Here is a 13,547-nt window from a genome sequence, read left to right as displayed (position 1 = left end):
AAGGCGATGCGAGTTTGGGTCCCGGCCGCTCTTTTCGCCGGATCCCGAGGGGGTGTCGCCCCATCCGGCGCGCCTTCTTTGCCTACTTTCTTGGCAAGACAAGAAAGTAGGTCGCCCCCCGCAGGGGGGTGAAACCGCCTTTGACTTTAAGCCTTTGAAGTTGCAGTTGCAGTTGCAGTCATCCACCAATAACCCACCACCAAATACAAAAAAACAAGCTCCCCCCAAAGGCACCGCCATGAAGCACGCCCCCATCACATCTCTCCTCATCGCCAACCGCTCCGAAATCGCCATCCGCGTAATGCGCRCCGCCGCCGAGATGAACATCCGCACCGTGGCGATCTACTCGAAGGAAGACCGCCTCGCCCTGCACCGCTTCAAGGCCGACGAGAGCTACCTGGTTGGCGAGGGCAAGAAGCCACTGGCCGCCTACCTGGACATCGACGACATCCTGCGCATCGCCCGGCAGACCCGGGTCGACGCGATCCACCCCGGCTACGGCTTCCTCTCCGAAAACCCCGAGTTCGCGCAAGCCGTGATCGATGCCGGCATCCGCTGGATCGGCCCGTCCCCGGACGTGATGCGCACGCTGGGCAACAAGGTCGCCGCCCGCAATGCGGCCATCGCCGCCGGCGTGCCGGTGATGCCCGCCACCACGCCGCTGCCCCATGACCTGGACGAATGCAAGCGGCTGGCGGCGGAAGTGGGCTATCCGTTGATGCTCAAGGCGAGCTGGGGTGGAGGCGGACGCGGCATGCGGGTGCTGGAGAGCGAAGGCGATCTCGCCACCGCGCTGGCCGCCGCCCGCCGCGAAGCGCTGGCCGCGTTCGGCAACGACGAGGTCTATGTCGAGAAACTGCTGCGCCGGGCGCGCCACGTCGAGGTGCAAATCCTGGGCGATACCCACGGCAACCTGGTGCACCTGTACGAGCGCGACTGCACGGTGCAGCGGCGCAACCAGAAGGTAGTCGAGCGCGCGCCCGCCCCCTATCTCGACCACGCGGGCCGCGAGGCCTTGTGCGAGGCGGCGCTGCGGCTGATGCGCGCGGTCGGCTACAGCCACGCCGGGACCGTCGAATTCCTGATGGATGCCGACACCGGGCAGAGCTACTTCATCGAGGTCAATCCGCGCATCCAGGTCGAGCACACCGTGACCGAGGTGATCACCGGCGTGGACATCGTCAAGGCGCAGATCCGCATTACCGAAGGCGGCCGGATCGGCCGGATCGAAGACGAACTGGACGAGCACGGGCATACCGTGGTGCGCGCCACGGGTGTCCCGGCGCAGGACTTGATCCCGCTCAACGGCCACGCCCTGCAATGCCGCATCACCACCGAAGACCCAGAGAACGGCTTCCTGCCAGACTACGGGCAACTCACCGCCTACCGCAGCGCGGCGGGCTTCGGCATCAGGCTGGACGCCGGCACCGCCTATGGCGGCGCCATCATCACGCCCTACTATGACTCCCTGCTGGTCAAGGTCACCGCATGGGCGCCCACGGCGGCGGAAACCATCCGGCGCATGGACCGCGCATTGCGCGAGTTCCGCATCCGGGGCGTGGCCTGCAACCTGCAGTTCCTGGAAAACGTCATCAACCACCCGGCCTTCGGCAGCGGCGAGGTCACCACGCGCTTCGTCGACACCACACCCGAACTGCTGGCTTTTACCAAGCGGCGCGACCGCGCCACCAAGCTGCTGCGCTACCTGGGCGAACTGGCCGTCAACGGCTACCCGGGTATGGCGGGGCACACGCCGCCCCAGTTGCCGCTGCCCAGGCCCCAGCGCCCCAGGGTGGACAGTGCCGGCGCGATGCCGCCCGGCACGCGCGACCGGCTGCGCGAGCTGGGGCCGGAGAAATTCTCCCGCTGGATGCTGGACCAGAAGCAGGTCTTGCTGACCGACACCACCATGCGCGACGCGCACCAGTCCCTGTTCGCGACCCGCATGCGCACTGCCGACATGCTCCCCATCGCGCCCTTCTATGCGCGCGAACTGCCGCAGCTGTTCTCGCTGGAATGCTGGGGTGGCGCCACCTTCGACGTGGCGCTGCGTTTCCTGAAGGAGGACCCCTGGCAGCGCCTTGCGCAATTGCGCGAGCGGGTGCCGAATATCCTGTTCCAGATGCTGCTGCGCGGCTCGAACGCGGTGGGCTACACCAACTACGCGGACAACGTGGTGCGCTTCTTCGTCCGGCAGGCAGCCGGCGCCGGCATTGACCTCTTCCGTGTGTTCGACTCGCTCAACTGGGTGCGCAATATGCGCGTGGCGATCGACGCGGTGTGCGAGAGCGGCGCCCTGTGCGAAGGCGCGATCTGCTACACCGGCGACCTGTTCGACGCGGCACGGCCCAAGTACGACCTCAAATACTACGTGGGCATCGCGCGCGAACTGCAGCGCGCCGGCGTGCATGTGCTGGGCATCAAGGACATGGCCGGGATCTGCCGCCCGCAGGCCGCCGCGGCACTGGTCAGGGCGCTCAAGGACGAGACCGGCCTGCCGGTCCATTTCCACACCCACGACACCAGCGGCATTTCCGCGGCTTCCGTGCTGGCCGCGATCGGCGCCGGCTGCGACGCCGTGGACGGCGCGCTCGACGCGATGAGCGGCCTGACCTCGCAGCCCAACCTGTCGAGCATGGCCGCCGCGCTGGCCGGCAGCGAGCGCGATCCCGGCCTTAGCCTGGATCGCCTGCACGAAGCATCGATGTACTGGGAAGGCGTGCGCCGCTACTACGCCCCCTTCGAGTCCGAGATCCGCGCAGGCACCGCCGACGTCTACCGCCACGAAATGCCCGGCGGGCAATACACCAACCTGCGCGAACAGGCCCGCTCGCTGGGGCTCGAACATCGCTGGAGCGAGATCGCGGGCGCCTACGCCGAGGTCAACCACCTCTTCGGCGATATCGTCAAGGTCACCCCGACCTCCAAGGTGGTGGGCGATATGGCGCTGATGATGGTCGCCAACGACCTGAGCGCCGCGCAGATATGCGACCCCGCCAGGGAGATCGCCTTCCCCGAGTCGGTGGTCTCRCTGTTCAAGGGCGAGCTGGGCTTCCCGCCCGACGGCTTCCCCGCCGGCTTGTCGCGCAAGGTGCTCAGGGGCGATCCCCCCGAACCCTACCGTCCCGGCGACCATCTCGCCCCGGTCGACCTGGAACAAGCCCGCGCGCAAGGCGAAACCGCCTGCGAACACGCGCTGGACGACCGGCAACTGGCGTCCTACCTGATGTATCCCAGGCAGACCAGCGAGTACTTCCAGCACAGGCGCGCCTATGGCGACACATCCGTCCTGCCCACTCCCGCGTTCTTCTACGGCCCGCAACCGCAGCAGGAGGTGGCGGTCGACATCGCGCCCGGCAAGACGCTGCTGATCATGCTGCAGGGGGCGCACCCGGACACGGAGGAGAACATCGTCAAGGTCCAGTTCGAGCTTAACGGGCAGTCCCGCACCGCCCGCGTCGAGCGGCGCGGCGTGGCGCAGGCGGGGCCGTCGCGCCAGGCCCGCCCGGCGGCCGACCCCACCAATCCGCTGCATGTGGCCGCCCCCATGCCGGGCGCGGTGGTGACGGTAGCGGTCCAGCCGGGGCAGCGGGTCTCCGCCGGCAGCGCGCTGGTCTCGCTGGAGGCGATGAAGATGGAGACGCATATCGCCGCCGAACGCGACTGCGAAATCGCCGCGGTGCACGTGCGCCCCGGCGACCGCGTTGCCGCCAAGGACCTGCTGATCGAATTCAAGGACCTATCCTGACTACGCGGCAGGYGTGGCCTCGCGGCCGCCCTGCCATACCACGCCCCCGAGGCATTGGCACGCAACACCGAATCGAGGATCTCCCCCGCCATGAGTCAATCCCACGAAAGCGCACCACCCGCTGCGCCTTTCCCCTCGCTGCGCAATGCCGCGACCTTGCTGGTGCTGCGCGACGGCCCGCTAGGGATAGAAGTACTGATGGTTCGCCGCGCCGAACGTGCCGGCGATCGCAGTAGCGGCTCCTATGTGTATCCCGGCGGCACGCTGGATGCGCAGGACAGGCGGCTTCATGCCTACGCCGATGGTCTCGATGACCACGCCGCAAGCCAGCGCCTGGGCGTCGACGCGGGCGGGCTCGATTTCTATCTGGCGGCGGTACGGGAATGCTTCGAGGAAGCTGGACTGCTGTTCGCCCGCGACAGTGCGGGACAGCCATTGGCGCTGGACCAACTGGAGGAGGCACAGCGCGCCCTGCTGCGCGACGCCGCCAGGCACGATGGACTCGGGCTGGCGCACGCCTGCGCCCAGCTGGGCCTGCGGCTCGCCGTCGACCGTCTGGCGTATTTCAGCCACTGGCTGACGCCACCGGGATTGCCCAAGCGTTTCGACACCCGTTTCTTCGTGGCGATCGCGCCCACCGGCCAGACCGCCGCGCACGACGGCGAGGAGGCCTCCGGCCATTGCTGGAAGCGTCCGGCGGAGCTTCTGGACCCTGCCAGCGGTCTCAAGCTGGAGCCGCCCACGCGGCGCACCCTGGCAGCCATTGCCCGCTTCGGGCGTGCCCAGGATTGCTACCAGCATGCCGCGGCGCTAAGCGGCATTGCCCGCATCATGCCCCGCCTGGGGCGCGGCGAGAGCGGCCTGCGCGCGGTCATGCCGGACGAGCCCTGCTACGCCGAACTCGGCCATATCGATCCAGAGGGGCGTGGCAACGCGCGCTGCATCATCGAGCCCGGCGTTGCGGTGCGCCTCGGCGCGCGCATCTGGCGGATCACCGCCCGCGATGGCAGTAGCGTGGCTGGCGGCCTCGGCACCAACACCAATCTGGTGGGAGGCGGCAACGACAACGCATGGGCCGTGATCGACCCCGGCCCCGATGACGACGCGCATATCCAGGCGGTGCTCGCCGCGGCGCCGGGGCCGATCCGCTGGATCCTGTCCACCCAGACACACGCGGGCCACTCGCCCGCCGCGCGCAAGCTCAATGAGGCCACCGGTGCGCAACTGGCCGGGGGCGAGCTGCAGCACGGCACGCGCCTGGCCATTGGCGAGGGCTGCACGCTACGGGCATGGCATATCACCGGCCATGCCTCCGGCCACCTGTGCTACCTGCTCGAAGAGGAAAGGACCTTGTTCACCGGCGGCGATAGGGGCGTCCATATCGACTCCCTGGCCGTACTGCCCCACCAAGACATCGAATGGCTGGCACCCCTGCATGGCTTCCTGGTGCCGTCCCCTGCCGAGACAATTGGCACGCTGCCAGCCTGAGTCCGCGGGGATGGCGGTGTCCGGCTTCGCGAGACGGTACGCCATATGTCACAGGCCGCCGGGTGCCGGTCCCGGCGCCGCCAGGTCCTCCTCCACAAAGCGCAACACCGCTTCCGTCAGCGCCTCGCGCGGATAGGCGTTCTGCGTCACGAACATCGAGCCGATGGTGGTATGCGTCCGGGCGATGGGCACTGCCAGCGCCCAGTGATCCGCATTGACGTAGCCCATCAGCGTACTGCCGGGCACGATCTGGTCGTAGAAGATCACCTGGCTGTCGTTGCGCCCGTCGATACGCGCGAGCTTGTCATAGCTCGAAGTCAGGATCGACGAGATGCGCTCCGGCCGCGGCAGCGTGACGAGCGAGTAGTAACGCAGGTCGCGGGGCAGCCGGTTTCCCGCCAGCCATGCCTTGCGTATCGCGGGCCGCAGGCTCTCCACCGCGCCGCCATCTCCAGATTTGCAGGTTGCGCCCGGGAAATGCCGCAGCATGTCGGCCTGGTACTGCTCGGCGTCATTGGCAAGCGCCGAGCCGCCGACCGCGCCGGCTGCGCTGACCACCGCCGCCACGCGGCTGTGGATCTCCGGATACTCCACCACTGCCTGGAGGATGTCGGGCGCGCCCTTCGAGTATCCGACCAGCACCAGGCGCGGCGGCCCCGCCGCCGGCGGCATGGCCATGATTGCGTCGCGGATCTGGCGCGCATTGTTCGCGGAGCTCGACAGCGCATCGACCTTGAGCAGCATGCCGTCATAGCCGAATTCCCGCAGGTGCTTCGGGACCGTACCGGGCGCATTCAGCCACGGCTCGAAGCACTCATAGCCGATGCCCGGCACCACCACTGCGATCAGGTGCCGGCGGGACTCTCCCAGATCGACGGGCTTGCCAGTGCCGGCGGGCTCGGCGCCTATGCGGTTCAGCGCGTCTTCACAGCGCCGGTAATCGGGAAGCTCCGGTCCGCGCGCCTGCAGCACCGCGCAGTAGATCTCGCGGAAACGCGCCCGTTTGTCCTGCACGCCGGACTGCGATGCGGGAAGCAGTGCCAAAGGCGGCGTATCGGCGGAGTAAGGGATCAGCGGCTTCGAGGCGCATCCGCCGAGCACGAGACAAGCCGCGATGACGCCCGGCAAGACGCCGCCGGTCAACCGCGCGCGGAAGCCGCCAGCCGGCTGCCCGGCTACGGCCTGCGGCGGCTCCGGGACCGAATCACTTGCGCGCATTGCCGCTCTCCTCGCGTGAAGCGGCTCCGCGCCCCTCCAGGTAAGGTACCCAGTCGAGAATTTCCACGTCGGAAAGACTCAGCGGCCGTGGCGCGAAGAAGAGCACCGCGCGCAGCCCGTCGGTAAAGTAGCGAGCGCCATCCAGCGTTGCCCGTGGTTGCGCCTGCGGCGCCGGGCCGACACCGTTCACGAATCCGAGCTTGTCGAGACCGCCCGAGTACATCATGTCCTGGATCAGGAGGTTCCTGGCCTCGTCGACATCCCCGTGCAGGACGATCTTTGCCGTTTTGGCGGGCGCAAAACGTCCGCCGACAGGCCGGCCTGCCTGAGCGAGGTAAACCGGCTGGCCCTGGAAGCGGACCGGCGCGAGCCACACGCGTATCCAGGTCGCCGGCGCGCCGCCTTGCGCCTGCTTGCGCAGCACGGCGTCCGGCGCGCGGCCGAAGACCCGCTGCTCGGTATCACCCTCGCGCAAATCGCGGCGGTAATTACGCCGCACCCCCGCCGCGCCGATGTCGCCGAGTTCACCGACAATCAGTACATTCAATGGATCGCCCTGCGCCGCCCCGCCCGCATCGGTGGCGCAGCACGGCAATCGTTCGAGTGCGGCTCTCAGCGAGGCAAGGTCTTTGTAGTCCGTGACCGCGGAATCCGGATACTGGAAGATATACCGCGCAAAACCCGCATCCGAGATATCGTCGGGCACACGCACGAAGAGGCTGAACGGGATCAGCGTCCTGGTCCCGAACAAATCGACATTGACGAGTTTCGTAATGCGGTCGGGATTGGTGAACAGGATGCCCTCGTGTGTCGTCCCAGGCAGAATCGGATTCTTGAACCCGAGTTTATTGAAGTAGTCGTCAATGCGCGCATTGGTTGCCCCGCTGAACGTGCCATGCAGGGACCACGCGACTTCGAGCGGCGAAAAGTAGTCGGGGTCCGTTCCCGAGCGCAACAGCCATAACGGATGCGAGGTCCCGTTATGCACCTCGAACCAGACGGGCTGCACGTTGGACTTGTTGATGTCGGCGCCGAACATGCGCTTGCTGTCTTCCGTGCCCAGCACTGCCGCGCTCACGCGCACGCCCTGCTTGGTTTCGCTCACCGCGCGCTCGCGTAGCGGGGCGTCGTCGGCACTGGCGGGCGCTTGCCATGTCGCGCAGCCGGCCACGGCAAGCGAGAGGATCGCCATGCCCGCCGCGTACCGTAGCGCAGGATGCAACAGCGGCAACACGCTCATTGTTTCGCTCCCTGGCGCGCGCCATCGGTCTGATAGATCCCGCTCCACGGGAAGAACTCGATCGCCGAGAGCGATGTGGGCTTACGGTCGAATACCAGCACCTGGCGATAGCCGTCCGTGAAATACGGATCCGTGGTCAGGTTCTCGCGCGGGGCGCTTCGCGGCGCCGCGCCCACGCCTTTCACCTGCCCGATCTTGTTGAGACTCTGGGAATAGGCCATATCCTCCGCCAGCGCCGTGCGCGCTTCATCCACGTCCGGATCGACCTTGTGCGTCGTCAGCGTTGGCGAGTGAATGGTGAGACGCACGCCGATATCGCGGCTGATCTGGCCCACCCACACCGATTTGCCGTGATAGCGCATCGGACTAAGCCAGAGACGCAGATGGTTGCGCTGGTGAATGTTGTCGCGCGCCTTCTGCAATGCCAGGTCCTGCGCGCGTCCGAACAGGTACAGATCGCTCACCGGCGCGTTGACATAGGGCTCGCCCTTGAGCGCCGAGGTGATCATCTTTGTGATCGCACCCGACCACTTCTGCTCGGTCGGCCGCCAGCTGCGGCGTACGAACGCGGGAAACGCATCGTCGATGCCGCCCACGACCACCAGGTTGAGCGGGTCGCCGTTCTTCGAGCCATCCTTGTTGGTGACACAGCACGGCAGGGCTTCGAGTGCTGCGCGGAAGGCCTCGTCATCCGTGTAGTCCACGATTTCCTCGGGCGGATAGATCTCGCGCCGGAAGACTTCGCTGGTATGGTAGTCGGCATGGAAGCCTGGCACGACCATGAGGATCGAGAATGTCTTGGCGCGCCCGCTCGCCACCAGGTCCAGCTGGACGAGCTTCGCCCCCTCGCTGGCGTTTGTCAGCACGAACCCCGACACGGTCTGTCCGGGCTGGACCGGATTGCGGAAGGCGAGCTGGCGGAAGCGCTGGTCGACGCTGGCCTTTTCGTCAGGCGAGCCGCCCTGGGAAAATGCCTCGGCTGCCTCGGATGCCGGAAAGAACCCCGGGTCAAGACCCGACGACATCAGGTAATAGCCCCGGTCGTCGTTGTTGGTGACCTCGATCCAGACGGGCTGCATCTGCAGCCTCTCCAGCGGAACCCGATACACGTCCGCGCTTTCCTCATTCGAAAGAACGGCGGCCGACACCCGCAAGCCGCCGTCGGTACGGCTCAGGGCACGGCTCTTGTAGTCGAGTGCGGCCAAGGGCGGCGGCGGTGGGGGCGCGGCGCAGCCGGCAATGACAACTGCGGCAAATACCCGAGTCACAATGCGGTTCATTGCGTAACCTCATCACCACGCGCGATGCAGTGCTCTTGCCGGCACGGCGGCTGCCAGCGCATTGCGCCCGGCAACCTGCCTGGAAGCGGCTTCGTCGTCGGGTGCAGGAAAAGTATAGTGCGCGAATCTTCCCGCAGTGTGGTCTGTTAGCTCCCCGCGCCTCCAGGCCGCCGGATCGCTTTGCATGGCTTCGGGGACAGCCGCTAGCCTTGGGTGCGCCTGAGTTGAAACGCCACGGAAACGCGATCCGCGGGATAGACGGTATCGGTAATTTCCAGGATCCGCCCGCCGGCATCCTTGTAATGCCGGATCAGGCGCAAACCGGCGGAATTCGCGGGCACGCCCAGCTTGCCGGCCAGCGGTTCCCCGATCAGCATCCCGGTCACGACCTGCCGGATCTCGGCAATGGACTGGCCGCATTCCCGCTCGATCAGCGCGCTGACGAGGACGTCGGGGTTGTCGCGGATCGCCTGGCTGATGCGGGAGAACGCGGTGTCGACGTAGATCTCGGCCCATGCCACCGGCGTGCCGCCCTTCTTCGCGGCAACGCGCGTGCCGGAGAACACCAGCCATTCACTCTTGACCGGCGCCTGCAAGTGCCTGGCGGCGGCACGATCCAGCGTGACGGTGCGCACGTCCTCGATGGCGCGGACTTCCGTGGCCGCGACCCGTACCAGGTCCTCCACGGTGCCGAACGATTGCGTGAACGACGCCTTGGGATTGACGCTCTCGACCATGGTCCCCACGGACTTCTTGCGGGAGATATAGCCGAGGTCCTGCAACCGCTGGAGTGCGGCGCGAACCGTGTGGCGGCTCACGCCGTGCAGTTGCGCCAGTTCGTGCTCGGTGGGCAGCAGGCTGCCGACCACATGCCGGCCGTCCACGATATCGGTGACCAGCGTGCTGGCCAGTTCCGCGTAGCGCGTGTGGGAGCCGGTGGGCTCGGGCCGGGTGTCTTTGGGTCTGGCGCTCATAAACGGATTGCAGTATTGGTGAGGCGTTTGCATCGCAAACTGTGCGCACATTGTACGCACATTCGCCTGCGCCATCGCCCCTTGCGCTAAGCGCCGGCGCCGTCCCCGAAGAAGCGCGCCTCGGCTTGGGGCGACAGCGGCATGCCTGTGATCCTGGCCTTCTCCAGGACACTCCAGAAGTAGCGGTAGGTAGCGCGATCGTGCAGTTCACCCTTGTACTGGATCGGCCCCCAGTCGGCATCCTGCGCGGCGATCAGGATCTCGCACGCATCGGCCACTTCCGTGAAGTCGGGCCGCATGGCGTTGACGATGGGCTGGATCTGCGCCGGATAGATGCTCCACATGCGCAGGAAGCCGAATTGCGTGCGCGCCCGGCTTGCATCGCTGGCGATGACTTCGGCATCTTTCAGGTTCAGGCAGACGTTGTGCGCGGGCACGATGCCGTTGGCCAGCGCGGCGGCCACCATGTCGGCCTTGGCGCGGGCCAGCAGCGCATGCTCGAACTGGCCCGGACTGCGCATGGCCGCGGCGGGAATGGCGCCATGATGGCCGCTGACAAAGTCCATCAGGCCGAAGTCGAGCACTTCGATATGCGGCAACGCTGCGATGTGGAATACGTCCCGCAGCGCACCGTGCGTTTCGATCAGGACATGGACCGGCACCACGCGGTTCACACCGGCTTCGCGGGTTTTACGGCCGATATAGTCAATCACCTCCCGCACCTGCTCGTGGTTCGTCGCTTTGGGGATGGTGATGTAGGCCACCCGGCTTGCGGCCTGCCCGATGACGATGTCCACGTCCTGCCGCCATGCGGGATGCGCGGGATCGTGAATGCGGACCCCCGCCTTGTCAAAGCGGTTCCGCCCGGAGTTGATCATGCGCACGACCATGGCCGCGTGCTCCTTCTCCTGTCCGGCGGCGGCGCCGTCTTCGCAGTCGCAGGTGATATCGAACACCGGGCCGTATTCGACCTGCAGGTCCATGGCCTTGCCGATCAGCTTTTCGCTGCCGGCGAAGTGTTCGCAGGCCGACAGCGCGGGGAATGCCTTTTCGCCGGCAAAGAGCGCAAGTTTCGGATGGGTGGCAGTGGTCATGACGTTCTCCAGTTGCTGTGTTTTTACTGTGCGGTTCGAGGGATGGCGATGGTGTAATCGAGATCGAGCACCACATTCGACGGATGCTCCGCCCTGCCGCCCTCCATGCCGGGAAACCGGATTTCCGCGGCGCCGCGGATGTTCTTTGCACCGATCGTGCGCAGCCGCAGCCCGCCAACGTGGGCGCTGGCAAGATCCAGCTTGTCCAGCACCATCGTCGCGCAGCAGATGGTGTCGCCGGCATAGGTGGGATTGACGTGGCTGCCGCCGTTGACGGCGAGGATGGACAGTGCGTTCTCCAGGCCGTCATAAGACAGCGCCTTGCAGATCGAAATGATGTGGCCGCCGTAGACCAGCCGCTGCCCGCCGGGCGTGGATGCCATGGCGAAGCCGTCGAAATGGGCCTTTGCCGTGTTCTGGTACAGCCGCGTGGCGATGCTGTGATCGCTATCGTTGACCGTCATTGCGGCAACATGGTCGATCCGCTCGCCGGATTCATAGTCTTCCCACAAGTCGGATACGCCGGTCGTCATGCAGATGTCCTGCACGCCCGCCGTGTACCCGTGCCGCGCAAGGCGCGACGGCGCCACCACAGCCTGGAGTGGCGGGATCACGGTGGCGCCGCATGACGCGGCCGGATCGCGCTTGTGCACCATGACCCAGCGGATCCAGGTCAGCACATCCCGCCCCGACTGGTTCTTCGCCGTGGAGCGCACATAGACCACGCCGCTCCTGCGGTTCGAGTTCTCCTTCAGGCCGATGACCTCGCTTTCCACGGCAAGCGTGTCGCCCGCGTAGACGTGGGCCAGGAAGCGCACGTCCGAATAGCCGAGGTTCGCCACGGCATTCAGGGAAATGTCCGGCACGGTCTTGCCGAAGGCCGTGTTGAAGACCAGCAGGTCTTCCAGCGGACGCCGCTCCAGTCCCGCCAGCCTGGCGCTGGTGTCCGCGGTGTACAGCGCGCCGCGGCTGCCGGTCAGCCCGATGTAGAGGCTGCGGTCTCCTTCCGTCAGCGTGCGCGGCGTGGCGTGACGCAACGTCATCCCCAGCCGGAAGTCCTCGAAGTAGTTGCCAGATCTGTTCTTACCCATCGCGCTCTCCAGGCGGCAAAACCGTCACTTGTGACATTTGCCATTTGTTTTGTACGTACATAGTGATTCGCAAATTCAGCATTGTCAAGCCTGGAGCACCAAGGCACATCCGGTTAAATACCCATAAAAACTAGCCTTAAATGGAGGGATGGTCGTCATTTGTCTTGACCTCCGGCATGGCAATGGCACATTATGTACGTACAAACTGACGACATCACAGCAAACCAAACACCAAAAGGAGCGCAAGGTGCAACGACTGACCGAAGAGCGGCGCATGATCAAGGAAGCCGCACAGCAATTCACGATGGAGCGTGTGCTGCCGATCGCCAACAAGCTGGATCCCGAGAAGGGCCAGATCCCGCGCGACCTGATCGATGAAATGGCCGAGTTGGGATACTTCGGCATCCTGATCCCGGAGGAGTACGGCGGCCTGGGTCTCGGCGCCTACGAGTACTGCCTCGTGGCGGAGCAGCTTTCGCGGGGCTGGATGAGCGTGRGCAGCCTGATCGCGCGCGGCAACGGACTGATCGGCGCGCTCAAGGGCCTGCCGCCCGAGCAGAAGGCGGACTACCTGCCGCGCATGGCGCGCGGCGAGTTCCTCGGCGCCTTCTCGCTGTCGGAGCCCAATGCCGGCTCGGACGTGGCCAATATCTCCTGCCGCGCCGTGCGCGACGGCGACGAGTGGGTCATCACCGGCAGCAAGTACTGGTGCACCTTCGCCGACGAGGCCGACTTCATCCTCGTCACCTGCCGCACCGACCCCGTCATCGACCCCAAGGCCCGCCACCGCGGCCTGTCCGCCTTCATGGTGGAGAAGCCGCGCGGGCAGTTGCCCGAGGGCGTCAAGGGCAGCGTGATTCCCAAGATCGGCTACCACGGCTGGACCACCTGGGAACTGGCATTCGACGGCTGCCGCGTGCCGGCCTCGAAGATGGTCGGCGAGGAAGGCAAGGCCTTTTACCTCACCACCGCCGGGCTGGAAACCGCCCGCGCCCACACCGCCGCGCGCTCGGTCGGGCTGGCGCAGGGCAGCCTGGAAGACGCGCTGCAATACGCCCGCGACCGCGCGCAGTTCGGCTCGCCCATCGGCCACTTCCAGGCGATCCGCTTCAAGCTGGCCGACATGGCAACCCAGATCGAAGCCTCCCGCGCCCTGCTCTACTCGGTCTGCGAGAAGATCGACGAGGGCACGCGCTGCGACACCGAGGCCGCCATGGTGAAGCTGTTCGCCAGCGAGATGTCCGAGCGCGTCACCAGCGAAGGCCTGCAGATCCACGGCGGCGCCGGTTACACCACGCATTTCGCTGCGGAACGCTACTGGCGCGATGCCCGCCTGACAAAAATCTTCGAAGGCACGTCCGAGATCCAGATGCGCATCATTTCCGATGCGCTGTTGGGCAAGGTTGCCGCGTGA

9 protein-coding genes are annotated in these 13,547 nt (G+C 66.3%); 3 read left to right on the top strand and 6 right to left on the bottom strand.

All coding sequences use genetic code 11. From position 1 onward, the window contains the following. The first annotated feature begins 238 nt into the window (after window positions 1-238). Both AC1DT6_RS28540 and AC1DT6_RS28535 read left to right on the top strand, forming a co-directional pair. Window positions 239-3,748, top strand: coding sequence for a pyruvate carboxylase (locus AC1DT6_RS28540; protein ID WP_477115138.1), 3,510 nt, complete (start codon window positions 239-241; stop codon window positions 3,746-3,748). A 90-nt stretch (window positions 3,749-3,838) separates the two neighbouring features. Next, entirely contained in the window at window positions 3,839-5,236 is a 1,398-nt protein-coding gene (locus AC1DT6_RS28535) for an MBL fold metallo-hydrolase (protein WP_477115137.1), read from the top strand. A gap of 48 nt (window positions 5,237-5,284) precedes the next feature. Here AC1DT6_RS28535 and AC1DT6_RS28530 read toward each other — a convergent pair whose 3' ends face one another. The 6 genes from AC1DT6_RS28530 to AC1DT6_RS28505 form a co-directional block, all read right to left on the bottom strand. Then, a complete protein-coding gene (locus AC1DT6_RS28530) occupies window positions 5,285-6,454 on the bottom strand; it encodes a hypothetical protein (RefSeq protein WP_441629574.1) in 1,170 nt (389 codons plus the stop codon). Further along, window positions 6,441-7,694: an LssY C-terminal domain-containing protein gene (locus AC1DT6_RS28525; RefSeq protein ID WP_441629573.1), complete on the bottom strand. Its 1,254-nt coding sequence runs from the start codon at window positions 7,692-7,694 to the stop codon at window positions 6,441-6,443. The genes AC1DT6_RS28530 and AC1DT6_RS28525 overlap by 14 nt, the downstream gene beginning before the upstream one ends. Beyond that, window positions 7,691-8,974: an LssY C-terminal domain-containing protein gene (locus tag AC1DT6_RS28520; protein ID WP_441629572.1), complete on the bottom strand. Its 1,284-nt coding sequence runs from the start codon at window positions 8,972-8,974 to the stop codon at window positions 7,691-7,693. The genes AC1DT6_RS28525 and AC1DT6_RS28520 overlap by 4 nt, the downstream gene beginning before the upstream one ends. A 203-nt stretch (window positions 8,975-9,177) precedes the next feature. Continuing rightward, window positions 9,178-9,948, bottom strand: coding sequence for a GntR family transcriptional regulator (locus tag AC1DT6_RS28515; RefSeq protein WP_441629571.1), 771 nt, complete (start codon window positions 9,946-9,948; stop codon window positions 9,178-9,180). An 86-nt stretch (window positions 9,949-10,034) separates the two neighbouring features. Then, a complete protein-coding gene (locus AC1DT6_RS28510; protein ID WP_441629570.1) occupies window positions 10,035-11,042 on the bottom strand; it encodes an HpcH/HpaI aldolase/citrate lyase family protein in 1,008 nt (335 codons plus the stop codon). Between the two features lie 23 nt (window positions 11,043-11,065). Then, window positions 11,066-12,133, bottom strand: coding sequence for a MaoC family dehydratase (locus AC1DT6_RS28505; RefSeq protein ID WP_441629569.1), 1,068 nt, complete (start codon window positions 12,131-12,133; stop codon window positions 11,066-11,068). A 247-nt stretch (window positions 12,134-12,380) separates the two neighbouring features. Between AC1DT6_RS28505 and AC1DT6_RS28500 the strand changes: the two genes are divergently transcribed. Continuing rightward, window positions 12,381-13,547 (top strand): acyl-CoA dehydrogenase family protein, encoded by a 1,167-nt coding sequence (locus tag AC1DT6_RS28500; protein ID WP_477115136.1) that lies wholly within the window; start codon window positions 12,381-12,383, stop codon window positions 13,545-13,547.

The organism is Cupriavidus sp. 01L45 (genome assembly GCF_056399885.1).
The sequence above is the reverse complement of the archived record's forward strand: the minus strand, read 5'-3'. Positions and strand labels throughout refer to the sequence as shown.

Coding starts and splice junctions, on each gene's coding strand:
- AC1DT6_RS28520 (WP_441629572.1), bottom strand. CDS start 8,974: ATGAACCGCATTGTGACTCGGGTATTTGCCGCAGTTGTCATTGCCGGC.
- AC1DT6_RS28505 (WP_441629569.1), bottom strand. CDS start 12,133: ATGGGTAAGAACAGATCTGGCAACTACTTCGAGGACTTCCGGCTGGGG.
- AC1DT6_RS28530 (WP_441629574.1), bottom strand. CDS start 6,454: ATGCGCGCAAGTGATTCGGTCCCGGAGCCGCCGCAGGCCGTAGCCGGG.
- AC1DT6_RS28515 (WP_441629571.1), bottom strand. CDS start 9,948: ATGAGCGCCAGACCCAAAGACACCCGGCCCGAGCCCACCGGCTCCCAC.
- AC1DT6_RS28535 (WP_477115137.1), top strand. CDS start 3,839: ATGAGTCAATCCCACGAAAGCGCACCACCCGCTGCGCCTTTCCCCTCG.
- AC1DT6_RS28510 (WP_441629570.1), bottom strand. CDS start 11,042: ATGACCACTGCCACCCATCCGAAACTTGCGCTCTTTGCCGGCGAAAAG.
- AC1DT6_RS28525 (WP_441629573.1), bottom strand. CDS start 7,694: ATGAGCGTGTTGCCGCTGTTGCATCCTGCGCTACGGTACGCGGCGGGC.